The following is a 25,953-nucleotide window of genomic DNA, read 5'->3' as shown; positions in this document are numbered from 1 at the left end:
TCACCTTTCGGCTGTGTCGGTCGTCCGGAGCGGACGGCGGGTACGACGGATACGGCGCGGGATGCCCTCCGCGCGCGCGGGGCGCGGATTCCGGGTCGCCGCCGCCGTGGGGGTGTGCCGCTCCGCGCGGGCGGGGCGCCCGCGCGGAGGGGAGGCGAGAGCGCGCTCGTACACGGACATCAGTCCGTCCGCGCTGCGCGTGACGTCGTAGCGCTCCACCAGCCGCGGCACCGGCAGGCGTCGGAGCCCGGAGGCGAGTTCGCCGAGGACGGCGTCCGCCAGCGCGTCGGGCCCGGGGCCGACGCGCCGCGCGCCCGGCGCCTCCTCGGCCGGTGCCTCCTCCACGGCGGGGCAGGCCCGGTGGAGCACGGGCAGCCCGGACGCCAGCGCCTCCACGACGGACAGCCCGAACGACTCCTGCGTGGACGGCGACACGAACAGGTCCATGGCGGAGAGGAGCCCGGGCAGCCGCGGCGGCCACGCGGTGGTGGCGCCCGGCCCCGCGCCGTCCCCGTACGGGGGTTCCTCCGCGCCGTCGCACTCGCCGGGCAGCAGCAGCCGGTCCGCGAGGCCCAGGTCCGTCGCGAGCCGCCGCAGGGCGTCCCGTTCGGGCCCGTCACCGACGAGCAGCAGCCGCACGTACGGGAGTCGCGGCAGGGCCCGCAGCAGCGTGTCGAAGCGCTTGCCGGGGACGAGGCGTCCGACACCGCCGACGACCACCGCGTCGGGTGGGACGCCGAGCCGGGCGCGTACGGTGGCGCGCGCGGCCGGGTCGAAGGCGAGGCGGCGCCCGTCGATCCCGTTCGGCACCAGGTGGACGCGGTGGTCGGGGACGCCCCAGCGGCGCAGCCGGTCCGCGACGGTGGCGGACACGGCGACGGTGGTCCCGCCGAACCGTTCGGTGGCGAGGTACAGCGCGCGGTTTCCGCCGTTCAGCGGGCGGCCCTCGATCTGCCCGTCCCCGAGGGAGTGTTCGGTGGCGACCGACCGTACGCCCGCGAGGCGTGCGGCGGTCCTGCCGTAGACGCAGGCGCGGTACAGGTGCGTGTGCACGAGGTCATATCCCCCCGCGCGGATCAGGCCGGTGAGGCGCGGCAGCGCGGTCAGGTCTCGGTTGCCGCGCATGCCGAGGTCGATGACGCGCGTGCCGTCGGCGCGGATGCCGTCGGCGACCCGGCCGGGGTTGGTGAGCGTGACCACGTCGCACTCCACGGGCAGGTGCCGCAGCAGCAGCCGGAGTTGCTGCTCGGCGCCGCCCGCCGCGAGGCCGGTGATGACCTGGAGGACCCTCATCGTCCGGCCCCCGCCCCGCCGCGTACGGGATCCGCCGCCGCGCGCGCGGTGCCCGCCCGGCGCCGGAGGGGGTGCAGGCGCCGCTTGAGCGTCAGCCGCCAGCCGGTGTCCCGCTCGCCCACGTGCGCGCGCGGCAGTGCGTGCGGGCCGGTGAGGGGGCCGGGGTCGATGGCGCAGGCGTACGCGTAACCGGCGTCCCGTACGGCGCGTACGGCGCGGGCGTCGACCGTGCCGTACGGGTAGCAGAAACCCGCCACCGGGCCGCCGGTGACGGCCGTCAGCAGCGCGCGGCTGCGGGCGGTCTCCTCGCGCAGCACGTCGTCGTCCGCCCCGGTCAGGTCGCGGTGCAGCAGCCCGTGCGAGCCGATCTCCATCCCGGCCCCGGCCGCCGCCCGGATGGCCGGTTCGGTGAGCAGCGGGCGGCGGGGGCCCAGCGGGTCCCAGGTGTTGCTGCCGCCGAGCAGGCCGGGGAGGACGAACACCGTGGCCGTGCAGCCGTGTTCGAGGAGCAGCGGGACGGCCTCGTCGAGGAAGTCCTGGTAGCCGTCGTCGAAGGTCAGCCCCACGAGCCCGGCGCCGTGCCCGGCCGCCCGCGCGCGCAGCAGCTCGGCGACGCCCACGCCGCGCAACCCGCGCGCGCGGAGCCAGCGCAGCTGGCGGCGCAGACGGTCCGGGGAGACGGCGATGCGGTACGGGTCGTGGAGGCCGTCGGACACGGAGTGGTACATCAGCAGCCACGGGCGGGGCCGCCCGGTGGCGGCGGATTCCGGGGTGTGCGCGGGGGCGGGTGGCGGGGTCGTCGTCCGGTCAGCGGTCATGGCGGAACCTCCGGGTGGCGGTGGACAGCAGCTGCGGGACCTCGGGCACTCCCGCGGCGAAGGCGGTCACCCCGAAGACGGCCGGGACGACCAGGGCGCCCGCCGCGGCGGACGGCAGCGCCGCGCCGCACAGCGGGGCGACCGCCCAGCCCGCCGTGGCGGCCACGGCGGTGGCCAGCAGCAGCCGGGCGAGCGTCGGCAGGACGGTGCCCAGCCCGACGGGCACGGGCAGCGGGGAACGGGCGTACCGCGCGCGCCGTACGGGCCCGTGCCCGTCCCGGGACGCGCGCGCGGGCGCGTGGTCCGGCGTCGCGTCGAGGGCGCGCAGCAGCAGCCCCGCGGTGAGGGTGATCCCGGCGGCGTTGGCGGCGGCGATCCCGTACACGCCCCACGGCCCGGCGGTCAGCGCCCCGGCGACGACGGTGACGAGCAGCCCGGCGGCCATCGCCCCGGCCGGGTACCAGGTCGGCCTGCCCGCCGAGAAGTACGGCCGCACCAGCGCCCCGACGAGACTGTGCCCGAGCAGGCCCAGCGCGTAGACCCGCATCACGGAGGCGGTGGCGGCGGTGTCGGCGGCGGTGAAGGCGCCGCGCTGGAAGAGGAGTTCGACGATCTGGGGGGCGTACGCGACGACGTACGCGGCGCCGAGCAGCACGACGAGCGCGGCCAGCGTCAGGTCGCGGCGTACGCGGCTGCGGGCCCGTTCCGGTTCGCCGTCCGCGAGCGCGCGGGCGACCACCGGGAACGTGACGGTGCACAGCATCAGCGACAGCACCATGGGGATCTGCGCGACCTTCTGCGCGTAGTTGAGGTGCGAGATCGCTCCGGCGGGCAGCGAGGAGGCGAGGAAGCGCTCGACCAGCACCTGCGCCTGCCGGGTGAGGGCGAACAGCACCACGGGGACGACCACCGCTCCGGCGGCGGAGAGTGCGTCCGCGGGGTGCGCGGGAACGTTTTTCTCGCCCTCCCCGCGCGCGAGGCCATCGTGGTTTCCGCTCTCCGCGCGCGCGGAGGCGTTCCGGACGGGCAGCGCCCGCAGGAACGCGGGGAGTTGCACGAGCACCATCAGCGCCCCGCCGAGTGCCACCCCCGCCGCCGCGGCGCGTACGCCCCACGCCGTGTGCAGCACGCACACGGTGGCGACGATGCCGACGTTGTACGCGGTGTAGATGGCGGCGGGCGGTACGAAGCGCCGGTGCGCGCGGAGCGCGGCGCTGAAGTACCCGGCGGTGCCGAACGTCAGCACCGTCAACGCCGTCAGCCGCGTGCAGTCCACCGCCGTACCGCGCTCCGGCAGCCCGGGGGCGAGCAGGTCGACGAGGAGCGGCGCCCCGGCGGCGAGCAGCGCGGCGAGGCAGCCGAGCACGAGCAGCAGCCGGGGCAGGGTGGCGGCCAGCAGGGCGCGTACGGGGTCGGGGACGGCGGACGGGTCCTCGTACGCGGCGGGCCCGGTGGGGCGCTCGGTGGCGGGTGTGGCCGACACGGCCGTCGCGGCGCGGCGGGAGAGGGCGAGGCTGAACGCGGGCACCAGGACGAGCGCCATGGCGTCCTCGATGAGGAGCGTCGCGGCGACCTCGGGGAGCGTCCACGAGACCAGGAACGCGTCGGTGGCGGCGCCCGCGCCGAAGAGGTGCGCGAGGGTCTGGTCGCGTACGAGCCCGGCCAGCGCGCCCGCCGCCGTGAGCGCGGCCGTGACGGCGGCGGCGCGGGCGATGAACCCGCCCCGCTCGCGCGCCGGTTCGACGGCGGACGCGGACGCGGCGGACGCGGACACCTCGGGCACACCGGAGGCGTCGGGCCCGCCGGGCGCGGCGGCCGTGCCGCGCGGCGCCGTCACGGCGCGCCCTTCGGGAGCGGGCCGTACCCGCCCGGTCCGGCGCCTCGCGGCGCGACCGCGGCGGGCGCGAACGCCCACCAGGCGGCCAGCCCGAGCAGCACACCGGTCAGCACGGTGGAGGGCCCGCCGATGTCCGCGTAGAGGAAGTCCACGCCCTGCCAGACCAGCAGCCCCACGGCGGCCAGGCCGCAGCCCCGGCCCCCGGGGACCCCGCCGTCCCCGTCCTCTCCGCCGTGCCCGCGTGTCGCGTGCCGCGTCCGCAGGAGCCGCCGCGCCCCGGCCGCCAGCAGCGCGGCCCAGCTGCCCGCGACGAGCGTCAGGCCGGCGAGGCCCTGTTCGCTGAGCAGCAGCAGGTACATGTTGTGCGGCGACAGGAGCGGCTCCCGCTGGAAGTCCTGGCCCGCGCCCGCCGTGTCGCTGCCCGAGGACAGCCCCAACGAGGCGTGCCCGTCCCGGTGTTCGGGGAAGCCCTTCAGTCCGACGCCCGCCACCGGGGCGTCGCGCCACATGCTCACCGCCGCGTCCCACATCGCGTACCGGTCGGTGACGGAGCGGTCAGGCGCCGCCGTCACCCGGGTGATGCTGCTCAGCCGCTCGCCGATCAGCTCGGTGCCGACCCCGGCGCCGCCGACCAGCACCACGGCGGCGGCGAGCACGACCGCCAGCACCCGCAGCGCGCGGCGTACGCCGGTGAGCAGCAGCATCACGAGCGCCGCCAGCCCGGTGGCGATCCACGCGCCCCGGCTGAACGACACCGCCAGCGGCACCGCGAGCGCCGCCGCGCAGCCCAGCGCGGCACCACGGAACCAGCGGGGCGCGCCCGCGGGCGGCGCGAGCGCGAAGGCGAGCGCCACCACCGTCCCGTACGCGACCACCGTGGACATGCCCATCACGTCGAGCGCCCCGAACGTGCCGACCGCCCGCACCGGGCGTCCCGCGTACGAGGCGCCCGTGCCCGTCGCGTACTGGTGGACGCCGATCGCGCCCTGCACCAGCGCCAGGACCACCATGGCGCCCGCCACCAGCCGGAAGTCGCGCCGCGAGCGGAGCAGCAGCACGAGCGAGGCGGGCAGCAGGACGAAGACCTGCGCGTAGCGGCAGAAGCCGGTCAGCCCGGCGTACGGGTCGGCCGCGACGGCCGCCGCCAGCCCGAACGCCACGGCGGGCGCGGCGAGTACGACCGCGGCGGCGGGGCTCAGCACCCGCCGTCCGCCGCGCAGGACGGTGACCGCGCAGCACAGCACGAGCACGGCGGAGGCGGCGTCGGCGGGCGTGATCCGCGAGGTGGCGGCGGCGCCGGGGTCGGGTCCGGCCGTGGGGACGCAGAGCAGCAGGACGGTGGCCAGCGCGGGCAGTACGGGCGCGTACGCCACCACCGTGGGCGGCGGTCCGTACGCCGCGCGGGGGCGCACGGCGTGCCCCGCGCGCGCGGCGGGCACCCGAGGAGGCGCCGGTGCGGCGGAGGGGGCGGCGGGGGCCGTGTCGCACGCCGTCCCGGTGGTCCGTTCCGTGGTCACCGTCAGCCGCCCCCGGGACGCAGCAGGGTGCTCGCCGTACGCAGCAGGATGCGGACGTCCTGCCAGAACGACCAGGTGTCGATGTAGTGGTTGTCGAGACGGGCCCGGTCCTCGATGGAGGTGTCGCCGCGCAGACCGTTCACCTGGGACAGCCCGGTGACGCCCGCGGGCATCCGGTGGCGCGCGGCGTACCCGGCGTGCGCCTGGCTGAACTGCTGGACGTAGAAGGGGCGTTCGGGGCGCGGCCCGACGAGGCTCATGTCGCCGCGCAGTACGTTCCACAGCTGCGGCAGCTCGTCCAGCGAGGTGCGCCGCAGGAAGCGGCCCACGGGGCTCAGCCGCCGGTCGCCCGCGATGTTCCAGTGCGTCGCCGACTCGTGCTCGTCCACGGGCGCCAGCGTCCGGAACTTCAGCATCACGAACGCCCGCGACCCCCCGCCCGTGCGCTCCTGCCGGAAGAGGACGCCCGGCCCGTCCGCGATCCGTACGGCCAGCGCGCACGCCAGCAGCAGCGGTGACGCCAGCACCAGGCAGAGGGCGGCGACGGCGACGTCCAGCGCGCGCTTGCCCGCACGTGCCGCCCGGCGGCGCGGCGCCGGGGCCAGGCGTACGCAGCCGAAGCCCCACAGGTGCCCGTACGGGGCGCCCTCGTGCCGCCGCCACACGGCGGTGCCGGAGGCGGGTGCGGTGTCCACCAGCCAGACGGTGCAGCCGAGTTCGGCGCAGAGCAGGGCGAGTGTGGCGTCCTGCGGGTCGCCGTCGTACGCGCGGGTGACGACCGCGTCGGTCACGGCGTTCTGCACGACGGCGCGCACGACCTCGTCCGGGGTGCGCAGCACGGGGTCCGGGGTGCGCGGCACGGGTGTCGCGCCCGCCCGCGCCCGGACGTGCGGGTGCGTCGGGGCCGAGGTGGGGGTCGGGGTCGGGTGCGCCGGGTCGGCGAGGCCCACCGGGCGCAGGCCGTACTCGGGGTGCTCGTGCAGTACGGCGGCCACCCGCCGTACCGCGACCCCCGTACCGACCACGAGGGTGGCGCGCGGGCTGCGGCGGTGGGCGCGGCGGCGCGCGAGGTGGACGGCGCCGCGACCCGCGCAGCCCGCCGTCACGTGGAGCGCCACGAGGGCGACCAGCCCGGCCCAGCCGACGGGTGCGCCGGGGCGTACGGCGGCCGCGAACGTCGTCGCCACGCACCACGTCAGCACGGACCGGCCGAGCAGCAGCGGCAGTTCGTCGAGCGCGGAGGGCAGGAGGACCGGGCGGTAGAGGCCGCCGCGCGCGTGCAGGAGCAGCAGCGCGGGGAGGGCGGGGGCGAGGGGGAGGAGGGCGCGTCCGTCGGCGCCGCAGGCGACGAGCGCGGCCACGACGGCGGCCGCGCAGTCCACGGCGGCGAGCGCCGCGGCCCCGGCGTGCCGCCGGGGCGCCCGCGCGTCCCGCGCCGGTGCGGGGCGCGGGCCGGGCACGACGCGGGCCGGGGCCGCCGCGCGTGCGGGCGCGGTGTCCGGTCCGGCGGCGCCGGGCGGCCCCGCGTCGGGTACGTCCGTGTCCGGCGCCTCGGTGCCCACCGCGCCGGTGCTCTCGACCGTCATCTGCCGCCCGCCCCTTCGCGAGCGGGCCACGGCGTCGCCGCCGTGTCCGCAGCCCTGTCGGGCCCGTCGGGCTCGTCGGAGGCGTCGGACCCGGTGAGCGCGGCGGCGTCCACCCCCAACACCTCGCCGTACAGCGCCAGTACGGCCGCCGTCGTCTCGCGCAGGTCGTGCTCCGCGCGCACGTGCTCCCGCGCCTCCCGGCCGAGCCGTGTCCGCAGCGGTACGTCCGCGAGCAACCGGCCGACGGCCCCGGCGAGTTCGCCCGGCTCGTCCGGCCGTACGAGGCACGGCCCGGCGTGCCCCGGCGGCAGGCTCTCGCCCGCGCCGTCGACGTCGCTCAGCACGACGGGCCGCCCGCAGGCCATCGCCTCCAGGGGCGCCAGCGCCATGCCCTCCCAGCGCGAGGGCTGGACGACGAGGTCGGCCGCCGCGTACCAGAACCCGGCGTCGTCGCTCTCCCCCGCGAACAGCGGTCGCCCGCCGGTCGCCGGGGGCGCTCCCCCGCGTACGGTCCCGGCCCGCGCGCCCACGCCGTACGCGCCCCTGCCCGGTCCCGCACCCGCGCCGCCGTACGCGTCCAGCCGCCCGGCCACGGACGGCCCGTCCGCGAGCCGGTGCAGCGCGCGCCGTTCCGGTCCGTCGCCGACGAAAGCGAGCCGCGCGCCGGGCACCCGCGCCGCGATCGCGGGCCAGGCGCGCAGCAGCACGTCCTGGCCCTTCTGGCGGCAGAGCCGCCCCACGCACACGACGAGCGGCCCGCGTTCGGGCATGCCGTGCTCGGCGCGCAGGCGCGCGCGGGCGGCGCGGCGTTCCGAGGGGCCGGTGGGGCGGAAGTGGGCGGTGTCGACGCCGTTGCGCACCAGCGCCCAGTCGGCGCGTACGCCGGAGTGCTCCCCGCGCCGCCGTTCGGCGTCGCTCACGCACAGCACGCGCGCGGCCCAGCGGGCGGCGTGGCGCTCCCAGCGGAGCGCGAGCGCGCCGCGCGTGCCGGTGACCGCCTCGAACGGCCAGGCGTGCGGCTGGTACACGGTGGGCGTACGGCCGCGCACCGCGAGCCGCGCGGCCAGCCCCGCCTTGGCGCTGTGCGCGTGCACCAGGTCCGGGCCGGTGTCGCGGACGAGCCGGGCCACGTCGGCCACCTCCCGCGCCAGCCCGGGGCCCGGTTCGCGGACCGCCCGCCAGGGCAGCACCTCCGCCCCGGCCGCCCCGGCGGCGGCGCTCAGCGGGCCGTCGGGCGGGCAGGCGACGAGGACGCGGTGGCCGTCCCGGCGTTGGGCGCGCGCCAGTTGGGCCACGACGCGGGCCACGCCGCCCGTGGTGGGCTGGGCGACGTGGAGCACGGTCAACCGTTGGCTGTGTCGAAGGAGTCGCTGCACGCGTACCTCTCCACATGCGGAAGGAACGGGAGTCGGAGCGGACGTACGGTCACGCGGGTGTCACGCGGACCGCGCGCGGGGTCAGCGCCCGGAGGCGCGGTCCGGGACGCGGGCCTGGAGGAACAGCGCCCCCAGCTGGTAGCCCTCGGCGCCGGAACGGAAGCGGAAGGTCAGTCCGGAACCGTCCGCGCCGTCCCGGAGGGCGGGCGTCAGGTCCATGACGTCGGAGTCGAGGCCGAGGGTGTTCGGGTGCGCGGGCTCACGCCCGGCGCCGTCCGTGCGGCCGTGGTCGGAGATCGTCGAGTTCAGCACGTCCGTCGCGGGGTTGGCCGCGTCGTGCAGCCGTACGCCCGGTGCGCGGCCGCCCGTACGCCCCACGGTCACCGAGTCGCCGGTCGCGCCCCGGTCGCCGTTGTACGCGACCAGCCCCACGCTGCCCCGGGCGCCGCGCGGCACGCGGAACCCGTCGACGCGCAGCGAACGGGTGCCCTCGACGGCGGCGGTCGCGGTGCGGCCGTCCCACAGGGCGAGGCGGCGCAGCGGCTCGCGCGGGTTCTCGTACGCGACGACGAGCGTCCAGCCGCCCCAGGCGCCCGCGCGGGAGTGGCCCTTGGCGACGTTCAGCTGCCCGACGGTGTACGCGCCCGAACCGCTGCGCCGCACCAGCTTCGTGACGTCCGCCGAGGCCGCGTACGCGTCCCACGCGCCGGTGGTGCGGTGCGCGACCGAGTCGGCGCGGACCTCCTTGTAGCTGCCGCCCTCCTCGGCGAGGAGCACGCGGCCGTTGTCCTTCGCGGGCTTCTGCTCGCCGACGCGCAGGTTGCCGCCCCAGTACAGGCGGGCGTGGCTGACCTTCGAGCCGGTGGGCAGACTCAGGCGGGCGCGGCTGGAGTTGTACGTGTTGCGGTCGCGGTCCACGTCGACGTACGTCAGCTCGTAGTCGCCGTTGCGGCCCGCGCCGCCCGTGCGCGGGTCGGGGCAGCCGGGGGCGCCGCTGACGGCCGTACGCACGCAGGTGACCGCCGAGTTGGCGGCGCGGACGATGCCGCCGTGCTGCACGGCCTCGTAGCGGCTGGTGAAGGGGACGCGGCCGGGGTCCGCGCCGGGGGCGGGTGCGGCGGCGGGAGCGGGCGGCGCGGCGACGGCGGCCGCGGGGACGGCCAGTACCGCCAGCGAGCACAGCACGCTCCAGGTGGCCCGGCTGCTGCCGGTACGGCCGCTGAACACCCGGCTCTTACCCGTGACTCGACGCACGACGCCTCCGAAATCTCGTATGGATCGGGGCAAACCGTGACAGAAGGAATGGTGAAAATCACGTAAGCCACGCAAGCTTCATGTCATGCCGCAGCTGCGGATGATTAGTCGCATAACCATTCTGTTCGGTGGGGCTCCCCGACACCCCGCCCCGGCGCTCGGCGAACGGCTCCGCCGCTCCCACCTGGCACGCGTCGCTGAGGACTTGGCAGACGGCCACCAAGAGTAAAACTTTGTGAATCGCTTCACACTTTCTCTTGGCGGGGTGCCCCGGTTCGTGCTGTGATGCGTTTCACGATCCGGCTCGACGGCGCGCTTGGGGAGGGCACTGTGGCGGAGACCGCCATGTCACGTCCGGTTGTACGGGAGGCCGAGGAGCAACCTCCGGCCACGTTCGGCGGGGACACCCCGTCGGAACGGGCCGTGTGGCGGCTGCGTTCGCGCGGCTGCTGGGACGACGCGGCCGCACTGCTCGAACCGCGCGCGGCGGGCGAGTTCGCGGCGGCGCAGCACAGGGCGGCACTCCTCGTCGAGCGCTGCATGTACACGGCGCAGGGCTGGGCGGCGGCGGAGGACGCGCTCCGCACGGCGGAGGCGGTGGCGCGGGACGACGACGAACGCGGCACGGCGGCGTGCGAGCGCGGGCACCTGGCGTACGCGTCGACCGTGCTGAAGGCGCGCGACCGCGCCGACGAGGCCCGCGCGGCACTCGGCAGGGCGGCCGCGCTGCTCGCGCCGACGTCGGAGGGGCGCGCGCTGCTGGACTTCCGGCGCGGCCTCGTGGCGGAGAACCTGGGCGACAACCCGCAGGCGGCGAAGGCCGCTTACCGCCGCGCCCACGCGGGCGCCACCGCCCACGGCAACACGCTGCTGCGCTCGTTCACGTGGCGCCATCTCGCCGGGCTGGCACTGCGGGACGGCGAACTGGCCGAGGCACGCCACGGGTTCAGCGAGTCGCTGCACCTGCGCGAGCGCCTCGGCTTCCTCGTCGGCATGGCACCGGCGCTGGTCGCCCTGGCCGACGCCCACTCCCCGAAGGCCGAGGAGGCCACCCGGCTGCGGGCGGAGGCGCGGCGCCTGTTCCGGCTGCTCGGCGGCGTCCCCGTCTGGCTGGAGCCGCAGCTCGCTGACGCCTGAACGGGCCCCGGAGCGCGGCGCGTCGACGGCGCGCGACGGCGCCACCCCGGCGGGCGCGTCGGGTACGCCGCTCGCGCGCCCCGCGCGCGGCGGCCTCCGTACGTGGCGCCGGGCGCCCCTCGCCACGGAACGCGTACGCGTGGGGGTGGCGGAGCGGACCCCTCGGGGTAAGGTAAGCCTTACCTGCCTTCACCCGTCGAACCGGTGGCCGCCTCATGCCCGTCCCCGCGTCCGCACCCACTCCCGCCACTCCGCCCGCTCCCGTTTCCCCTGCCGTTCCCGCTCCCGTTCCCTCCCCCGGGCAGTCGCCGGTCGCCGCCGCGTACGCCCGGCTGGCCGAGGTGCTCCCCGACCCGCTCGTCGTCGAGAGCGCCGTGCCGCCGACCGGTGACGGCTGGGTGTCCGCCGTCCAACTGGCCACGGACGGGCCGACGTTGGACGCCTTCCTCACGTACGACGCCGAGCAGGTCGTACGCGACCACGGCCGGGAGGCGCGCCCCGACGTCGTCGCCGGATTCGCGCTGCACCGGTACGTGTGGCCCGTCTGCCTGCTCGTCACCACCCCCTGGTTCCTGCACCGCCGGGTGCCCCGACTCCCCCCGGAATCCGTCTCGTTCCACCCGGCGCGCGGCCGACTCGCCGTATCCGTACGGGACTTCGCGTGCCTCCCCGGCGACCCGGCGGCGGTGCTCCCCGGCGCGCGCACCGTACCGGACGAGGCGGCGCTGCGCGCGGAGGTCCGTACGTCCGTGGCCGGGCACCTCGGGCCGGTGCTGGACGCGTTCGGGCCGCGGATGCGGCGCGGGCGGCGGGCGCTGTGGGGTACGGCGACCGACGACCTCGCCGAGGGGCTGTGGCACCTCGGCACGCTGGTCGGCGAGGAGCGGCGGGCCGTGACCGAGGCCGGGCTGCTGCTGCCCGGCGGCACTCCGCCGTACACGCGCGGCGCGGCCTTCCGGGAGCTGCGCGGGCCCGCGGGCGAGGCGCTGCCGACCCGGGACCGGGCCAGCTGCTGCTTCTACTACACCCTCCGCCCCGACGACGCCTGCGGGACGTGTCCGCGCACCTGCGACGCCGAAAGAATCGAGCGAACGGCCCGCACACGCTAGCCAGTTCGACGGAGAACGCCCTGATCCGCGTCGGGTGACGCCCGTTGGCGGCGACTTGCGGGGAAAACGCCTGCGGCGGCGCACCGTTCCGTCAGGATGCTCCGCGACACCGACGCAAGGGCAAGGGACATCCCCCATGACAATGACGGACATACCCCTGAACTGGGTGCTGCCGAGCGCCGTACTGCTCGTGTTCGCCCTGGTGGCCGTCGTCGTGCTGGCGCGCGGACGCGGCGGGCGGGGCGGCGGGGGCAGCGGTGAGCAGGGCGGCGCGCAGACCGACTCCTGGGAGCGCATGGAGGAGCGCCGCCGCCGTAAGGAGGGGGTCTACGCCATGGCCTCCTACGTCCTCCTCTTCTGCTGCGCGGGGGTCGCCGCGGCCCTGTCGTTCCACGGCCTCGTCGGCTTCGGGCGGCAGAACCTCAACCTGTCCGGCGGCTGGGAGTACCTGGTCCCGTTCGGGCTGGACGGCGCGGCGATGTTCTCCGCAGTCATCGCCGTGCGCGAGGCGAGCCACGGCGACGCGTCGCTCGGATCGCGGCTGCTGGTCTGGGCGTTCGCTGCGGCGGCCGCCTGGTTCAACTGGGTGCACGCGCCCCGGGGCGACGAACACGCGGGAGCACCGCAGTTCTTCGCCGGGATGTCGCTGTCGGCGGCCATCCTCTTCGACCGCGCGCTCAAGCAGACCCGGCGGGCCGCGCTCCGCGAACAGGGCCTGGTGCCCCGCCCGTTGCCGCAGATCCGGATCGTACGGTGGCTGCGCGCGCCGCGTGAGACGTACCGCGCCTGGTCGCTGATGCTGCTGGAGGGCGTACGGACGCTGGACGAGGCCGTCGACGAGGTCCGCGAGGACCGGCGGCGACGCGAGGACGAACGCCAACGGCGGCGGGACCACGACAAGTTGGAACGCGCCCGGATCAAGGCGCTGCACCGGCAGCACCGGCAGGCGCGGCTCTGGCACCGGGGGCGCGGCGCGCCGACGGTGGCCGTCGAACGGGAGTTGGCCACGAGCCTGCCCGCACCGGCGGGCGGCGTGGCGGCGGCCGGTGCGCAGCAGGCGGGCGGCGGGAGCGCGCGGCCCGCGCTCCAGGCCGGGCCGGACGACCACGGCACGCGCGGGCACGACGCGCGCGGGAAGGAGCCGAAGGGCGGGCAGGACACCCGCGACGAGGACCTGGCGAACCCGGCGAGCCCGCGGCTCGACTCGCTGGAGGAGAAACTGGCCCAGATCGAGCGGCAGTTCGGCTGAGCCCATCGGCCCGACCGGGCCCGCGCCCCGAAGCACCGGACGCCCGTACGCACCCCGCGTACGGGCGTCCGCGCGTGGGGTGGTCTACGCCTCCCAGACCGCGGCGGCCGTACGGTCCTCGCCGTACCCGTCGTCGTCCGCGCCCCCCTGCTGGACCTCCACCAGGAACGCGGCCAGGTCCGGGGCGCCGGGCTCCTGCCCCCAGCGGGCGGCGAGCCGGTCCGCGAAGTGCGAGGAGGCGCGCAGGGGTTCGGCGAGGCCGGCGCTGCACAGCAGCAGCGTGTCACCGGGCCGGGCGACCGAGGCGCGGAACCGGAACGGCTCCGGCTCGGCCTCCTCCTGGCGGGCGCGCGCCTCGCGCCGGGTGATGCCGAGGTTCATCGTCGGACGCGGGTCCGGCAGGGGCGGGACCGAAGCCTCCGGGCCGGGCGCCAGCCCCGGCGGGGGGCCGCCCGGGACCCGCGGCTCGATGTCCTGCCAGACGCCGTCGCGCAGCCGGAAGAGGCCGCCGGAGCCGATGCCGAAGAACACGCGCGTACGGCAGTCGGGATCGGCCGGGAGCAGCAGGCAGCGCAGGTCGGAGCTGTGCTCGCCGGGCTCCAGGCCGAGTGCCGCCGCCTGGGCGCGCAGCCGACCGTGACTGCGGTCGATGAGCCGTTTGAGCCCGGACTTGAGCGCGGCCTTCTGCCCCGCCCTGACGTCCTCCGCGAGCCGCGCGTGGCTGCGGCCGATCGCCTCACCGATGGAGTGGCACGCCTCGCGGGCCGCGCGGTGCGCGCCGGGCGCGGGGCCCGCGCCGGTGGCGACGGCGACGAGCAGCAGCGCGTTGTCCCCCGCGCCGAAGCGGGCGACGAGCATCGCGTCGCCGCGCGGCTCGCCGCGCTCGCGCGCGAGGTCGCCGCGCAGGGAGGCGGCGCGGACGGCGAGCGGGCCGTGCCGCGCGCCGTCCAGCTCGGTGTCGGGCACCAGGTCGGACAGCGCGGTGGGGTCGGCGGCCCACGGCTCGCCGGGCTCGGCGCGCCGCGTCCACGGCTCCACGGGGTCGGGCCGCGGCGGGCAGACGGTGGGCGGAAGCATGTCGGGGGTGCCTTCGGCGTCGGGGGCGGGCGCCGACGGCCCGCCGGGGGTGGGCGGTTGGGCGGCGGTGGCGTCCGGGCCGGGCGCTCCGTCCGGTTCCGGTTCCGGTTCCGGTAGGGCGGCGGCGGGGGCGTCGGCCGGTACGGGCGGGGGCACGGACCCGCCGCCCGTGCCGGACCACTCGGGGGCCGACTCGTCGTTCCCGCCCAGCGTTCCACCGGGCTCCCAGGCGAACCGGCGCAACCTGGTGGTCTCCTCCGCGGGCGACTCGGGGCGGTCCACAGGCTCCGGTTCGGGGTCCGGTTCCGGCTCCCGGCGCGGGTCTGCGGGCGGTACGGCGTCCGGTACGGGCACGTCGCGCGCCTCGTCCGCCGTCACCCAGCCGTTCCCGCCGGTGCTCCCGCCCTGCCAGGCGAACCGGCCCGGCGCCACCGGCCCGTCCTGCGGCCGTCCCGTACGGGGGTCCGCGACACCGTCGCCCTCGGCGGGCGGCGGTACGGGCGCGGCGGGCCAGGACGGCGCGGAGGGCGGAGCGGACGGCGCGGCCGAGGCGGGCCTCGGGGCGGGCGGGGGTACGGCGGGCGGGGCCGCGCGCGGCGGTTCGGGGCGCTCGGGCTCGGGCCGCTCCGGCTCGCGGCGCGCGGCGGGTACGCGTACGGGCGGGCGTCCCGTACCGGCCTCGGGCTCCGGCCCGGACGACTCCCGGGGCTCGCGCCCTCCGTCGCCCTCGCGGAACCACTCCCACTCCGACGCGGGCGGCGGCGCGGGCTCCGCCGCGGACCGCTCCTCCGCGCCCCGGCCCCTGGGCTCCGAACCGGCGCGGCCCGCACCGCCGCGGTCGTCGACCTCGCCCTCGTCCGCCTCACGGTCGTAGACGGTGTCGGTGCCCGCCTCGCGGTCGTAGACGGTGTCGGTGCCCGCCTCGCGGTCGAAGACGCCACCGTCGTCGGCCTCACGGTCGTAGACGGTGTCGGTGTCGCTCCGGGAGGCGGAACGGGGCTCCCGTCGCGGCGGTTCGGCGCCGCGCGGGCCCGCGCCGCCGACCGTGCGGGTCACCGAGGCGAAGCGGTCGTCGAGCGTGTCCCCCGTCGACGCGCGCCCGGTGTCCGGGGTCTCCGCGTCGTACAACTCCGACCACCAGTCGCCCTGTTGGTGCGTGCGTCGCGGACCGGGCCGCTCCCCCTCATCGCTCATGCGCCCATTGTCCCGAAGGCGCCCGCGCGGACTCCCCGACCGCCGATTCCCGCTCCGTGGGGCCGACCGCACGGCCGGTGCGCGCACCGCGTACGCACCGTGCGCACCGTACGTACCACCGTGAGCCGGTGCGTTCACGCTCCGGAGATGTGACGCTGGGCGCATGACCGACATCTCACGCAACAGGGCGTTCACCACGGCTGAACGCGCCTATCTCGCCACACAGCCCCTGGGGCGGCTCGCGACGGTGGACCCCGACGGGCGGCCGCAGGCGAACCCGGTCGGCTACTTCCCGCAGGACGACGGCACCCTCCTGATCGGCGGCTACGCCATGGGCACCACGAAGAAGTGGCGCAACCTCCAGACCAACCCGCGGCTGGCGCTCGTCGTGGACGACGTCGTGAGCGTGTCCCCGTGGCGCGTACGGGGTGTGGAGATACGCGGCGAGGCCGAACTGCTCACCGGGCCGCACGGGTTGGGCGCCCACTTCAGCGAGGAGGTGATCCGGGTCCACCCCCGTTGGATACACAGCTGGAGCCTCGACGACGCCTGACGCGGGACCCGCCGGGGCGGTCGGGAGGGGCGCCTCACAGCAGCGCGCCCTCCAGGGTGAGCAGCCGCCGCTTGCGGTCGAGGCCGCCCGCGTAGCCGGTGAGCGAGCCGTTGGCGCCGATGACGCGGTGGCAGGGGTGGACGACGGTGAGCGGGTTGGCGCCGACGGCGCCGCCCACCGCCCGTACGGCGCGCGGGTCGACGCCCGCCATGGCCGCCAGCCGCCCGTACGTGACGGTCGCGCCGTACGGGATCTCGTCCAGCGCCGCCCACACCCGCTCGCGGAAGTCGGAGCCGCTGGTGGCCAACCGCAGGTCGAACTCCTTGAGTTCGCCCGCGAAGTACGCGTCGAACTGTTCCGCGGCGGCCGCGAACGCGGTGTCGTCCCGGCGCCAGTCCGGGCGCACCGTGGCGCCGCCCTTCTGGCCGGGCACGGTGACGGACGCGAGGGCGCGGGGTTCGGGCCCGGCGAGGAGCAGTTCGCCGAGGGGGCTGGGGTGGGTGGTGTAGAGCATCGGTGGGTCTCCTCGTCGTCGGTGCGCCACGGCGGGCACCGGGGGGGGTGGGTTGCGCGGTCGGTGGCTCAACCGCGCGGCGTGCGCGGCCTGTTGCCCGCACCGGACGGCCCGGCGGGCGGCGGCGCGGGCGGCCCGGCGGCGTTCCAGAGGTGGTGCAGCGCGTACGAGCGCCACGGCCGCCAGCCGTCCGCGTGCCGCGCGTCCGCGCCGACGGCGGCGAGGCCGTGCCGTACGCCCGCGTCGCCGGGGAGGAACACGTCCGGGTCCCCGAGGGCGCGCATCCGCACGTATCCGGCGGTCCACGGGCCGATGCCGGTCAGGGCGCGCAGCCCGCGTTCGGCCTCCTCCCGGTCGGCGCCGGGGTCGAGGACGACGGTGCCGTCGGCGAGCGCGGCGCAGACGGTGCGCAGGGTCCGCTTGCGGCTCCCCGGCATGCCGAGTTCGCCGAACGCCGCGTCCGCGAGCGTGTCCGCCGCCGGGAACAGGTGCGTGAGCGCGCCGTCGGGCGCGGCCAGCGGCTTCCCGTACGCGGCGACGAGCGTCCCCGCCAACCCGCGCGCGGCCCCCACGGTGACCTGCTGCCCGAGGACGGCGCGTACGGCGAGTTCGTGCGGGTCGGCGGCGCCCGGCGAGCGCAGTCCGGGGGCGGCGGCCACCAGGTGGCCGAGCAGCGGGTCGCCCGCGAGCCGTTCCGCGACGGCGTACGGGTCGGCGTCCAGGTCGAACAGGCGCCGTACGCGCCGCACGGCGGTCGTCAGGTCCCGCAGGTCCGCGAGGCGCAGCCGGGCTTCGAGCCAGCCGTGTCCGCCGGTCGCGGTGCCCCGGGCGCGCTCGTCGACCTCGACGACGCCGGGGGCGTGCGTGAGGGACAGCGTCCGCCGGTACGTGCGCCCGCGCGCGGCATGCCGTACCTCCTCCACTCCGGTGACCGCGCGCCGTTCGAGGAAGTCGAAGAGGCGGGCGGTGTCGTACGGCCCGCGGTACGCCAGCCGCAGCGGCACCCCGGCGGCGGGCGCCCCCGCTCCGACGCCGTCGGGCGTGAGCGGTACGGGCGGCCCCGCCGAGCCGAGTCCGCCGCGGCGGGCGGCGCGCAGCCCGCTCGGGGTCGTCGCGTAGATCTCCCGCACGGTGTCGTTGAACTGCCGCACGCTCGCGAACCCGGCCGCGAACGCGATCTCCGTGACCGCCAGCGGCGTCGTCTGGAGCAGCACGCGCGCGGTGTGCGCGCGCTGGGCGCGGGCGAGCGCGACCGGCCCGGCGCCGACCTCGGCGGTCAGCTGGCGCTGGACCTGGCGGGCGCTGTAGCCGAGCCGGGACGCGAGCCCGGCGACGCCCTCGCGGTCGACGACACCGTCGGCGATCATGCGCATGGCACGTCCGACGACGTCGGCCCGTACGTCCCACTCCGGGGAGCCGGGCACCGCGTCGGGGCGGCAGCGGCGGCAGGCGCGGAAGCCCGCGCCCTGGGCTCCGGCGGCGGTCGCGTAGTAGCGGACGTGGGCGCGTTTCGGGGTGACCGCAGGGCAACTGGGACGGCAGTAGATCCCGGTGGTCGTCACGCCGAGGAAGAACACGCCGTCGAAGCGCGCGTCCCGGCTGCGTACGGCCTCGTACCTGCTGTCTTCGGTCATCACGCCCTCCAGTGTGCGCCCGCGCCGACCCCGCCACTGGCGGGAATCGGACATGACCGTGCCCCCGGCGCGCGCGGCCCGTACGCGACCCGCCCGCGCGCCCGGCTCGTACGGTGGAGCCGTGCGCCTGCTGCTGACGTCCGACACCCACCTCCCGCGCCGGGCCCGCGCCCTGCCCGACGAACTCCTCGCCCGCGTCGACGAGGCCGACGCCGTCATCCACGCGGGCGACTGGGTCGACACCGCCACCCTCGACCTGCTCACGGCGCGCGCCCACCGCCTCGTCGCGGTCCACGGCAACAACGACGGCCCGGAGCTGCGCGCGCGGCTGCCCGAGGTGGCGTACGCGGAGCTGGGCGGCGTCCGGTTCGCCGTCGTGCACGAGACCGGGGCGGCGCGGGAGCGCGAGGAGCGTTGCGCCGACCGCTTCCCGGACGCCGACGTGCTCGTCTTCGGGCACAGCCACATCCCCTGGGACACGACGGCCGCGAACGGCCTCCGGCTGCTCAACCCGGGCTCCCCGACGGACCGTCGGCGGGAGCCGTACTGCACGTACATGACGGCGGAGGCGCGGGGTACCCGGCTGGCCGACGTCCGGCTGCACCGTCTGCCGCCGCGCGCGACGTCCCGTGCGGGCGCCCGTACGGGCGACGGCGACCGCCCCGTACGCCGCCGGACCGGGTCTCGACCGGACGGGTGATCGGGCCGGGGCGTCGGCCCGGCGCGGCGGCGGCCGTACGGCCCGTGGGGTCTCCTGGGCCCCGGCGTACGGGAGTTCCGCGGCGGTGTGCCGCGGGTGCCCGGACGCGCACATCCCCCATCCCCGCCAGAGAGAAGTGGTTCCGCCATGGCCGTGTGCGAGGTCTGCAACAACGACTACGCGATGTCCTTCGAGGTACGCACGGCGGGCGCCGTGCACGTCTTCGACAGCCTGGAGTGCGCCGCCCACCGGCTCGCGCCCATCTGCGACAACTGCCAGTGCCGCATTCTCGGGCACGGGCTGGAGGCGGCGGGCGAGTTCTTCTGCTGCGCCCACTGCGCCCGCATGAAGGGCCGCGGCGAACTCGTCGACCACGCCTGACCCCCGTGCCCGTACTCCGCGGTTCGGTCCGGCGGCTGGTCGTCCTGACGGCGGGCACGGTCCTGCTGCTCGTCGGGGTCGCCCTGCTGGTGCTGCCGGGACCGGGTCTGCTGCTCGTGTTCGCGGGCCTGGTGCTGCTCGCCCGCGAGGTGCCCGCGCTGGAACGGCACGTGGAACCGGCGCGGGCCCGCGCCCTGCGCGCCGCCGAGGAGAGCGTCGCCACGCCCCTGCGGATCGCGGGCTCCGTACTCGCCGGGCTGGCGCTCCTCGCGGCGGGCGTCGTGTGGGGCGTACGGCCCGAACTGCCGCTCGGCGGCTGGGCGACCGGCGCTGGCCTGATCCTCTCCGGGTGCATCCTGCTGGGCCTGCTGTGGTGGAGCCACCGCAACGCCCGGGCCCGCCGCCGTTCCCCGTGACGGGCGGCGGGGCGGTCCTGCGCCGGGTCCCCCGCCGCTCACGCCCGGCGCCGCAGCGCCCACGCCAGGGCCAGGTACGCGACCGCCACCAGCGCGAGCAGCGGCCCCGGCGGCGACCAGGCCGAGCCGAGCGCGTAGCCGGCGAACACCAGCACCGAGACGGCCTCCGCGCCCAGCCCCGCCAGGGAGCCGACGGTGGCGCGCGTACGGTCGGTGAGCCGGTCCTGGAGCCGGGCCTCGGCCGTGGCCTCCGCCCAGTTCCCCAGCCCGTACGCGGCGCCGACCAGCAGCAGCCCGGCCGGATGGCCGCTCAGCGCGCCGCAGGCGAGCGCGCAGGCGGCCGCCGCGAGGCCCGGCGCCAGCAGGCGCGCGCCCCGGCCCGCGTACCAGCCGCCGACCAGGGCGCCCGTGGAGACGGCGAGGAGCAGCAGCGGCACGGTGGCGTCGGCCGCGCCGGTGGAGACGGCGAGCAGCGGCACGTACTCCTCGTACGCCAGCAGCCCCGCCAGCACCGACGCGAGGAGCAGCGCGCGCGAGGCGGCGCGCGAGCCACGCACCTCGGCCAGGCCCGCACGGAGCAACCGCCGCATGCCGGGAGCCGGTTCGACGCCGGGCGGCTCCGGGTCGGGCGACTCCGCGTCGGGCGGTACGGCACCGGCGCGGCCGGGGAGTGCGCGCCGCTCCGGGAAGCGGAGCGCCACCGCCGCACCCGCCACGCACACCAGCACGCTGGCGACGCCCGCCGCGCGGTGCCCGCCCGCGGCGACGACCGGGGCGGCGAGCGCCGTCGCCGCCATCTCCGCCGACGTGCCCGCGCTCCGCGCGCGACCGGCGAGCCGCGCGTACGCGGCCGTGTCACCGACGCGCGCCAACTCCTCGTAGACCAGCGCCTGTACGGTGCCGGACCGCAGCGAACCGCCCGCGCCCCACAGCACGAAGCCCGCCGCGAACGAGCCGTACGACGGCCAGAACGTCCACAGCGCGAACCCCGTGCCGGTCACCAGCGGCGCGAGCACCAGCAGGCGGCGGCGCGAACAGCGGTCCGCCCACAGCCCGGACGGCACCTCCAGGGCGACCGACGTGGCCGACCAGAGGGCGAACAGCGAGGAGATCTGCGCGGCGGAGAGCCCGGCGTCCGCGAACAGCAGCGCGTACACCGGGTAGAGGAGGACCAGGTCCTCCAGGAAGGCGGAGGCGTAAAGCGTGCGCGCCAGCCTCGCCGTGGGGGTGGATCAATGTCGTCGTCGCGTCATCCGCCCAGGCTACCGCCGGGCGTTCCCGTACGGGAGGGACCGCACGTCGGGCGTCGGGCGTCGGGCGTCGGGCGTCAGGCCTCGGGCGCGTCGGGCGACGGCCGTACGTCCGGCAGGCGTTGGAGCAGCCCCCACGTGAACTCGGCCACGACCCGGTGCCGCCGCCCCTCGGCGTCCGGCGCGTGGAACTCCAGCCCCCAGCGCGTCGGAGCGGAGCCCTCCAGCGGGCGGGCGGGGGCGTGGGCGCGGGCGACCTCGTCCACGGTGCAGGACCAGGGGACCAGGTCCTCGACCGTACGGAGCGGGGGCGCGGGCGCGTCCGGGGCGCGTACCAGCCACTCGTTCCAGACGGGGCCGCCGCCCCTCGCGCACATCACCTCGAACCGCAGGTCGGGCCAGAGCGGCATGCGCCAGGTCAGCGCCTCGCAGTCGAGGTCGCCGACGCGGCGCGGCACGACGGCCTCGGGCGGGCCGAGCACGGAACGGTAGCGGGCGGCGGCGCCCCGGCCGCGCGGCGAGCGCAGCATGGCCTGCCAGCGGCGGTGGGCGTCGCGCAGGTCGGCGCGCGCGGCGCCGAGTTCGCGCAGGGCGGCCTCGACGCGGTCGGGCTGGAAGTCGGCCATGCGGCGCAGCAGGACCAGTTGGAACTGCCGCGGCCCGAAGGCACCGCCGGACCGCGCGGCACCGGGAGCCCCACCCGTACCGCGCGCGGCGCCCGTACCGTCCCTGCCGTCCCTGCCGTCCGTAGCGCTCACCGTTCGCCTCAGCCGAGCCGTACGTGCCGCAACGTCACCCGCGCCCGCCGCAGCCCCCGCCGCACCCTGCCGTCCCCGCTCGGCGCCAGCCCCAGGCCCGCCGACTCCGCGACGGCCTCGGCGACCTCCCGTACGGACCGCCCGTCCGTGACGACGTGCTCGGCGAACTCCGGCCGCGCCAGCGCCTCCAGGCACCGGTCCACCCGTTCCCTCGCCCACCCCTCGTCGCGCAGCCCCGCGAGTCCCCGGCCGCGCAGGCGGCGGTGCACGGTCTCCCGTTCCGCGAGGAGCGCGACGTGACGCACGTCGTGGCCGTCGGCCCGGAGCCGACCGACGGTGTCCGCGAAGCAGACCGGGTCGACGACCGTCATGGGCACGATGACCGGCCCGTGCCGGTGCCGCCGCAGCGCCACGTCCAGCATCTCGCGCACGCCGTGCCGCCACGCGGCGTACTCCTGGAAGTCGTCGCGCGCGTGCGGCGGGAGCATCCGGTGCAGGCCCATGCCGAGCTGTTCGGGGTCGGAGACGACACTGCCCGGGAGCCGCCGACGCAGTTCGCAGGCGGTGTGCGTCTTCCCGCCCCCGAAGGGGCCGTTGATCCAGATCAGCATGGGCCCACGCTACCGGTGCCCGCTTCTACGGCCTGCCGCCCGCACCCCGCTTCCGCTCCGTCATGTGCCGCCCCAGCGCCTGCCGCCGCTTGAACTCCTGCTTCCGTTCGGCCCGTAGCCGGGCGTCCGTACGGGCGGCGAGGCGGGCGTTCTCGCGGAGCAGCTTGCGGTAGCTGTCGAGCCTGCGGTGGGGCAGCGCGCCCTCGTCGACGGCGGCGAGGACGGCGCAGCCCGGTTCGGTGTCGTGGGCGCAGTCGTGGAAGCGGCAGTCAGCGGCCAGTGCCTCGATGTCGGAGAACGCCCGGCCGACCCCCTCGTCGGCGTCCCACAGGCCGACGCCGCGCAGGCCGGGGGTGTCGATCAGCACGCCGCCGCCCGGCAGCGGCAGCAGGTCGCGGGTGGTCGTGGTGTGGCGGCCCTTGCCGTCGCTGTTCCGGGTCCGCCGCACCTCCTGCGCGTCGCGCCCCACCAGGGCGTTGGCGAGCGTCGACTTGCCCGCGCCGGACTGGCCGAGCAGCGCGGTCGTACCCGCCGTCAGCACGGCGGCCAGCACGTCCACGCCCTCCCCGGTCTCGGCGCTGACGGCGAGCACCTGGACGCCGGGCGCCGACTCCTCGGTGTCCGCGAGGAGTTGGTCGAGCGTGTCCGGGTCCGGCACCAGGTCGGCCTTGGTGAGGACGACGAGCGGCTGCGCGCCGCCCGCCCACGCGAGCGACACGAACCGCTCCACGCGGCCGAGGTCCGGTTCGACGGCGAGGGAGACGGCGATCAGGGTGTGGTCGACGTTGGCGGCGAGCACCTGCCCCTCGGTGCGCTGGGAGGAGGTGGACCGTACGAAGGCGGTACGGCGCGGGAGCACCGCCCGTACCCGGTGCCCGCCCGCCGCGTCGGTGGCCAGCACGACCCAGTCGCCCGTGCACAGGGCGCGCGTCGGGTCGGCCGTGGCCACGTCGGCGGTGGCGGCGCGTACGGGGCCGTGCGCGGTGACGGCGTCGCAGCGCCCGCGGTCGACACGTACGACGCGGGCGGGCCGGAGGGCGCGCCCGCTGCCGGTGTCGGGCGCCGGGCCGGTGCGGTACGGGGCGAAGGCGTCGGCGAAGTGGGTGTCCCAGCCGTACGCGGCCAGGGCGGCGTCGGGATCGGTGGTGGTGCCGGAGGCCGGGCCGGCCCCGGGGGTGCGGGTGGTGCGGGTGGTGTCGGAGCGGCCGTGCGGTGCGGCGGACTCACGCATACGGGAGGACCCTTCGGGAGGGCGGTCCCCCGCCGTACGCGCGCGGACCGGCTCGGGCGCGGGCGCGGGTCGGCGCGGTGCGTCGCGAGGGGTCAGGCGTCAGCCGGGGACCACGGGAGGTGGTGGGGAGCGGGCTTACGCTCGGCGGGCTTCCGCGCCGTGGTGCGGTGCCCGGTGGTGGTCGCGTCGGCGGAGCGCCGCACGTCGGCGGCGTCCACGGCGACGACAGTCGTCGTCGTCACGGTCCGCACCTCCCTCCACACGTCCTCGTGCCCCGTACGCGCGGTGCGCCGTACGGGCGGTCGCGCCGTCGCCCGGCGCGCCTCACGGCAGCGTAGGCGGGGCGCCGTACGGCACGCCAGCGGTTATTCCGCGGGCCCCTCGTGCTCCGGTGAAGCGGCGTGCTCCGGCGCACCGGCGGGACGCGCCCCGCCGTGGCCGTCCGCGACCATCTCGAACAGCACGACCGTGGCGCTCACCCGTACCGCGTCCGCGAGGGCCGCCTCCGGCGCGCGGGCCGCCGCGTGCAGCTCCTCCCCGAGGGCCCGCGCCCGCGCCCGGATGCCGTGCCAGTCGGCGGGGTCGAGCCACAGTTCGGCATCGGTGAGGGCGCCCTCGCTGTCCGGTACGCGGTCGGCGGCCCGGCGGCGGAGCTCCTCCGCGAGGGCGGCGGCGACGGCCGGGTACGCGGCGGGGCCGCCGGGGGCGAGCCGGTCGCCGCTCCCGGGGTCGTGCCGGTAGCGCTTGGCGGTGCCGCCGCGCACGCCCACCTCCTCGACGAGGTCGACGAGTCCGGCGTTACGGAGCCTGCGCAGGTGGTAGCTGACGTTGGCCTGGGTCTGGTCCAGTTCCCGCGCGGCCTCGGCGGCGCTGTACGCGCGGCCCGTCAGCAGCGACAGCAGGCGCAGCCGCAGGGGGTGGGCGAGGACGCGGAGCCCGACCACGTCGTCGGCGGCGTCGTCGCGGGTACGCGGCGGGCGGGAGGCGGCGGGCATCGGCTCAGTATGCGGGGGCTGATCAAATCCGGTCAAAGGCGGTCGCCTCCGGTCCCTCGGCGGACGGGTCCCCCTTGCCGGGGCCGGTCGCGGCGCCGGGACCGGCCCCCGACGCCGCCACCGTCCCGGAGCCGGTCGTCAGCGCCCGTACGTCCCTGCTGCACAGCGCCGCCGCCGTCACCGCCGCGACCAGCGCGACACCGCCGAGCAGCGTCGGGCGCACCCCGACCCGTTCGGACAACGGGCCCACCAGCATCTCCCCCACGGGCAGCGCGAGCATCGAACCGAGGGCGTCGTACGAGTAGACGCGCGCGAGGCGGTCCTGCGGGATGTTCTCCTGGAGCGACAGGTCCCAGGCCACGCAGAACTGCTCGATCGCGACACCGTTCACGAACATCGCCGCCATCAGGAGCGCCACGTCCGACGACTGGGCGAGCGCGACCAGCGGCAGCGCGTCGAGCGCCACCACCGCGACGCCGATCCGCAGCATGTGCCGCGCCCGTGTCCGGGCCACGACGACGCCGCCCACCAACGCCCCGGCCATCTGCGTGGCCAGGACGAAGCCCCACGCCGTACGGCCGAAGGTGCTGTCGGCGACGGTCGGGCCGAGGACCTGGATGCCGCCCGCGGAGACCGCGTTGACGACGAAGAACTGCGACACGACGACCCACACCCACGTACGGGACGTGAACTCCGTCCAGCCCTCGCGCATCTCCCGCCACGACCGCGCCCGTACGGACTCCGCCCCGTCCACGGCCGCCGCGGCGGGGGCCGGGCGCGCGGGGGCGGGGAGGGCGCGGGCCGTCGCGCGGTACGCGGCCGAGGCGGCGACGAAGGTGACGGCGTTGCAGGCGAGGCCCCAGCCGGGGTCGACGACGGCGGTGAGCGCGCCGCCGAGGGAGGCGCCCGCGATGATGCCGCCGTTGAGGCCCATGCGGGCCAGCGCGTTGGCCGCGCGCAGCTCGCCCGGCGGCACCGTCTGCGGGAGCAGCGCGGCGGCGGCCGGGACGGAGACGGCGGAGACGGCGCCGTTCACGACGCTGAGCAGCACCAGCACGGGCAGGGTGGCGACGTCGAGGAGCAGCGTCGCGGCGACGGCGCCCTGGGCCAGCGCGGCGGCGAGGCTCGCGCCCTGGAGGACGACGGCGCGCGGCAGCCGGTCCGCGAGGAGGCCGCCGAGGAGGAGCAGCGCGGCGTTGGCGAGGGAGCGCGCGCCGACGACGAGGCCGACCTCCACGGCGGAGCCGCCGAGGTCGAGGACGGCGAAGGCGAGCGCGAGGGGCGCCATGGCGTTGGCGAAGTAGGTCAGGCAGCGGCCCACTCCGAGGTGCAGGAACGCGCGGTGGCGCAGCAGCCCGCGCAGCGGGTGACGCGGCGGGCCGCCGGAGGGTGCCGGGGCGGAGCCGGGGTCGGCCGGGCCCGGGTCAGGGTCAGGGGTCACGGAGGCGAGTGTGCGGCGCGGG

General features: G+C 77.4%; 24 protein-coding genes. 7 read left to right on the top strand and 17 right to left on the bottom strand.

The features are described 5' to 3' along the window. The 7 genes from D7M15_RS24495 to D7M15_RS24465 form a co-directional block, all read right to left on the bottom strand. Window positions 1–1,293, bottom strand: coding sequence for a glycosyltransferase (locus tag D7M15_RS24495; protein ID WP_121519481.1), 1,293 nt, complete (start codon window positions 1,291–1,293; stop codon window positions 1–3). Further along, a complete protein-coding gene (locus D7M15_RS24490) occupies window positions 1,290–2,021 on the bottom strand; it encodes a polysaccharide deacetylase family protein (RefSeq protein WP_121521334.1) in 732 nt (243 codons plus the stop codon). Before D7M15_RS24490 ends, D7M15_RS24495 begins: the two co-directional genes overlap by 4 nt. Before the next feature lie 79 nt (window positions 2,022–2,100). Then, the gene (locus D7M15_RS24485; protein ID WP_206337413.1) at window positions 2,101–3,948 is read right to left on the bottom strand and encodes a lipid II flippase MurJ; all 1,848 of its coding nucleotides are present in this window, start codon (window positions 3,946–3,948) and stop codon (window positions 2,101–2,103) included. Next, window positions 3,945–5,324, bottom strand: a complete 1,380-nt coding sequence (locus tag D7M15_RS24480) for an O-antigen ligase family protein (RefSeq protein WP_240649730.1) — start codon at window positions 5,322–5,324, stop codon at window positions 3,945–3,947. The genes D7M15_RS24485 and D7M15_RS24480 overlap by 4 nt, the downstream gene beginning before the upstream one ends. Window positions 5,325–5,467: 143 nt before the next feature. Next, window positions 5,468–7,051, bottom strand: a complete 1,584-nt coding sequence (locus D7M15_RS24475; RefSeq protein WP_121519480.1) for an exopolysaccharide biosynthesis polyprenyl glycosylphosphotransferase — start codon at window positions 7,049–7,051, stop codon at window positions 5,468–5,470. After that, window positions 7,048–8,427 (bottom strand): glycosyltransferase family 4 protein, encoded by a 1,380-nt coding sequence (locus D7M15_RS24470; RefSeq protein ID WP_240649460.1) that lies wholly within the window; start codon window positions 8,425–8,427, stop codon window positions 7,048–7,050. Before D7M15_RS24470 ends, D7M15_RS24475 begins: the two co-directional genes overlap by 4 nt. Window positions 8,428–8,508: 81 nt before the next feature. Then, window positions 8,509–9,681, bottom strand: coding sequence for a DUF3344 domain-containing protein (locus tag D7M15_RS24465; RefSeq protein WP_240649459.1), 1,173 nt, complete (start codon window positions 9,679–9,681; stop codon window positions 8,509–8,511). Window positions 9,682–10,026: 345 nt separating this feature from the next. Between D7M15_RS24465 and D7M15_RS24460 the strand changes: the two genes are divergently transcribed. The 3 genes from D7M15_RS24460 to D7M15_RS24450 all read left to right on the top strand — a co-directional run bounded on the left by D7M15_RS24460 (window position 10,027) and on the right by D7M15_RS24450 (window position 13,176). After that, the gene (locus D7M15_RS24460; protein WP_121521326.1) at window positions 10,027–10,818 is read left to right on the top strand and encodes a hypothetical protein; all 792 of its coding nucleotides are present in this window, start codon (window positions 10,027–10,029) and stop codon (window positions 10,816–10,818) included. Window positions 10,819–11,033: 215 nt separating this feature from the next. After that, window positions 11,034–11,927: a (2Fe-2S)-binding protein gene (locus D7M15_RS24455; RefSeq protein WP_121519478.1), complete on the top strand. Its 894-nt coding sequence runs from the start codon at window positions 11,034–11,036 to the stop codon at window positions 11,925–11,927. Window positions 11,928–12,063: 136 nt separating this feature from the next. Continuing rightward, entirely contained in the window at window positions 12,064–13,176 is a 1,113-nt protein-coding gene (locus tag D7M15_RS24450) for a DUF2637 domain-containing protein (RefSeq protein ID WP_121519477.1), read from the top strand. An 84-nt stretch (window positions 13,177–13,260) separates the two neighbouring features. On the opposite strand, the gene D7M15_RS29215 is transcribed toward D7M15_RS24450, so the two are convergent. Further along, window positions 13,261–15,447: a protein phosphatase 2C domain-containing protein gene (locus tag D7M15_RS29215; RefSeq protein ID WP_240649457.1), complete on the bottom strand. Its 2,187-nt coding sequence runs from the start codon at window positions 15,445–15,447 to the stop codon at window positions 13,261–13,263. 163 nt (window positions 15,448–15,610) lie between these two features. Here D7M15_RS29215 and D7M15_RS24435 point away from each other — a divergent pair, with 163 nt between their 5' ends. After that, window positions 15,611–16,000: a PPOX class F420-dependent oxidoreductase gene (locus D7M15_RS24435; RefSeq protein ID WP_121519476.1), complete on the top strand. Its 390-nt coding sequence runs from the start codon at window positions 15,611–15,613 to the stop codon at window positions 15,998–16,000. Between the two features lie 34 nt (window positions 16,001–16,034). On the opposite strand, the gene D7M15_RS24430 is transcribed toward D7M15_RS24435, so the two are convergent. Both D7M15_RS24430 and D7M15_RS24425 read right to left on the bottom strand, forming a co-directional pair. After that, window positions 16,035–16,514 (bottom strand): methylated-DNA--[protein]-cysteine S-methyltransferase, encoded by a 480-nt coding sequence (locus D7M15_RS24430; RefSeq protein ID WP_121519475.1) that lies wholly within the window; start codon window positions 16,512–16,514, stop codon window positions 16,035–16,037. A gap of 68 nt (window positions 16,515–16,582) precedes the next feature. Then, complete coding sequence (locus D7M15_RS24425) at window positions 16,583–18,148, bottom strand: AlkA N-terminal domain-containing protein (protein WP_121519474.1); 1,566 nt, start codon at window positions 18,146–18,148, stop codon at window positions 16,583–16,585. 121 nt (window positions 18,149–18,269) lie between these two features. On the opposite strand from D7M15_RS24425, the gene D7M15_RS24420 reads away from it, so the two are divergent. The 3 genes from D7M15_RS24420 to D7M15_RS24410 all read left to right on the top strand — a co-directional run bounded on the left by D7M15_RS24420 (window position 18,270) and on the right by D7M15_RS24410 (window position 19,645). Beyond that, window positions 18,270–18,848: a metallophosphoesterase gene (locus D7M15_RS24420; RefSeq protein ID WP_121519473.1), complete on the top strand. Its 579-nt coding sequence runs from the start codon at window positions 18,270–18,272 to the stop codon at window positions 18,846–18,848. Between the two features lie 147 nt (window positions 18,849–18,995). Then, the gene (locus D7M15_RS24415) at window positions 18,996–19,229 is read left to right on the top strand and encodes a hypothetical protein (protein ID WP_121519472.1); all 234 of its coding nucleotides are present in this window, start codon (window positions 18,996–18,998) and stop codon (window positions 19,227–19,229) included. A 5-nt stretch (window positions 19,230–19,234) separates the two neighbouring features. Further along, a complete protein-coding gene (locus tag D7M15_RS24410; RefSeq protein ID WP_121519471.1) occupies window positions 19,235–19,645 on the top strand; it encodes a PGPGW domain-containing protein in 411 nt (136 codons plus the stop codon). Between the two features lie 38 nt (window positions 19,646–19,683). Here the strand turns inward: D7M15_RS24410 and D7M15_RS24405 are convergent, their stop codons facing one another. The 7 genes from D7M15_RS24405 to D7M15_RS24380 all read right to left on the bottom strand — a co-directional run bounded on the left by D7M15_RS24405 (window position 19,684) and on the right by D7M15_RS24380 (window position 25,931). Next, window positions 19,684–20,802: an MFS transporter gene (locus D7M15_RS24405; RefSeq protein WP_121519470.1), complete on the bottom strand. Its 1,119-nt coding sequence runs from the start codon at window positions 20,800–20,802 to the stop codon at window positions 19,684–19,686. A 170-nt stretch (window positions 20,803–20,972) separates the two neighbouring features. Then, window positions 20,973–21,539, bottom strand: coding sequence for a hypothetical protein (locus tag D7M15_RS24400; RefSeq protein ID WP_121521322.1), 567 nt, complete (start codon window positions 21,537–21,539; stop codon window positions 20,973–20,975). A gap of 122 nt (window positions 21,540–21,661) precedes the next feature. Beyond that, the gene (locus D7M15_RS24395; RefSeq protein WP_121519469.1) at window positions 21,662–22,264 is read right to left on the bottom strand and encodes an AAA family ATPase; all 603 of its coding nucleotides are present in this window, start codon (window positions 22,262–22,264) and stop codon (window positions 21,662–21,664) included. A gap of 25 nt (window positions 22,265–22,289) precedes the next feature. After that, entirely contained in the window at window positions 22,290–23,495 is a 1,206-nt protein-coding gene (gene rsgA / locus D7M15_RS24390; protein WP_121519468.1) for a ribosome small subunit-dependent GTPase A, read from the bottom strand. Between the two features lie 92 nt (window positions 23,496–23,587). After that, window positions 23,588–23,737, bottom strand: a complete 150-nt coding sequence (locus D7M15_RS28620) for a hypothetical protein (protein WP_165906325.1) — start codon at window positions 23,735–23,737, stop codon at window positions 23,588–23,590. A 123-nt stretch (window positions 23,738–23,860) separates the two neighbouring features. After that, a complete protein-coding gene (locus D7M15_RS24385) occupies window positions 23,861–24,490 on the bottom strand; it encodes a helix-turn-helix domain-containing protein (RefSeq protein ID WP_121519467.1) in 630 nt (209 codons plus the stop codon). A 22-nt stretch (window positions 24,491–24,512) separates the two neighbouring features. Then, a complete protein-coding gene (locus tag D7M15_RS24380) occupies window positions 24,513–25,931 on the bottom strand; it encodes an MFS transporter (protein WP_240649456.1) in 1,419 nt (472 codons plus the stop codon). Window positions 25,932–25,953: the final 22 nt, after the last annotated feature.

It is taken from the genome of Streptomyces sp. Z26, from assembly GCF_003665095.1.
In the GTDB taxonomy this organism is placed as follows: Bacteria; Actinomycetota; Actinomycetes; order Streptomycetales; family Streptomycetaceae; genus Streptomyces; species Streptomyces phytohabitans.
This window is presented reverse-complemented; position numbering and strand designations above follow the sequence as displayed.

What these genes read in the sequence shown, in the direction of transcription:
- D7M15_RS24430 (WP_121519475.1), bottom strand. Translation starts at nt 16,514, where the DNA reads ATGCTCTACACCACCCACCCCAGCCCCCTCGGCGAACTGCTCCTCGCC.
- D7M15_RS24415 (WP_121519472.1), top strand. Translation starts at nt 18,996, where the DNA reads ATGGCCGTGTGCGAGGTCTGCAACAACGACTACGCGATGTCCTTCGAG.
- D7M15_RS24490 (WP_121521334.1), bottom strand. Translation starts at nt 2,021, where the DNA reads ATGTACCACTCCGTGTCCGACGGCCTCCACGACCCGTACCGCATCGCC.
- D7M15_RS29215 (WP_240649457.1), bottom strand. Translation starts at nt 15,447, where the DNA reads ATGAGCGATGAGGGGGAGCGGCCCGGTCCGCGACGCACGCACCAACAG.
- D7M15_RS24385 (WP_121519467.1), bottom strand. Translation starts at nt 24,490, where the DNA reads ATGCCCGCCGCCTCCCGCCCGCCGCGTACCCGCGACGACGCCGCCGAC.
- D7M15_RS24455 (WP_121519478.1), top strand. Translation starts at nt 11,034, where the DNA reads ATGCCCGTCCCCGCGTCCGCACCCACTCCCGCCACTCCGCCCGCTCCC.
- D7M15_RS24475 (WP_121519480.1), bottom strand. Translation starts at nt 7,051, where the DNA reads ATGACGGTCGAGAGCACCGGCGCGGTGGGCACCGAGGCGCCGGACACG.
- D7M15_RS24395 (WP_121519469.1), bottom strand. Translation starts at nt 22,264, where the DNA reads ATGCTGATCTGGATCAACGGCCCCTTCGGGGGCGGGAAGACGCACACC.
- D7M15_RS24425 (WP_121519474.1), bottom strand. Translation starts at nt 18,148, where the DNA reads ATGACCGAAGACAGCAGGTACGAGGCCGTACGCAGCCGGGACGCGCGC.
- D7M15_RS24495 (WP_121519481.1), bottom strand. Translation starts at nt 1,293, where the DNA reads ATGAGGGTCCTCCAGGTCATCACCGGCCTCGCGGCGGGCGGCGCCGAG.
- D7M15_RS24450 (WP_121519477.1), top strand. Translation starts at nt 12,064, where the DNA reads ATGACAATGACGGACATACCCCTGAACTGGGTGCTGCCGAGCGCCGTA.
- D7M15_RS24435 (WP_121519476.1), top strand. Translation starts at nt 15,611, where the DNA reads ATGACCGACATCTCACGCAACAGGGCGTTCACCACGGCTGAACGCGCC.
- D7M15_RS24460 (WP_121521326.1), top strand. Translation starts at nt 10,027, where the DNA reads ATGTCACGTCCGGTTGTACGGGAGGCCGAGGAGCAACCTCCGGCCACG.
- rsgA (WP_121519468.1), bottom strand. Translation starts at nt 23,495, where the DNA reads ATGCGTGAGTCCGCCGCACCGCACGGCCGCTCCGACACCACCCGCACC.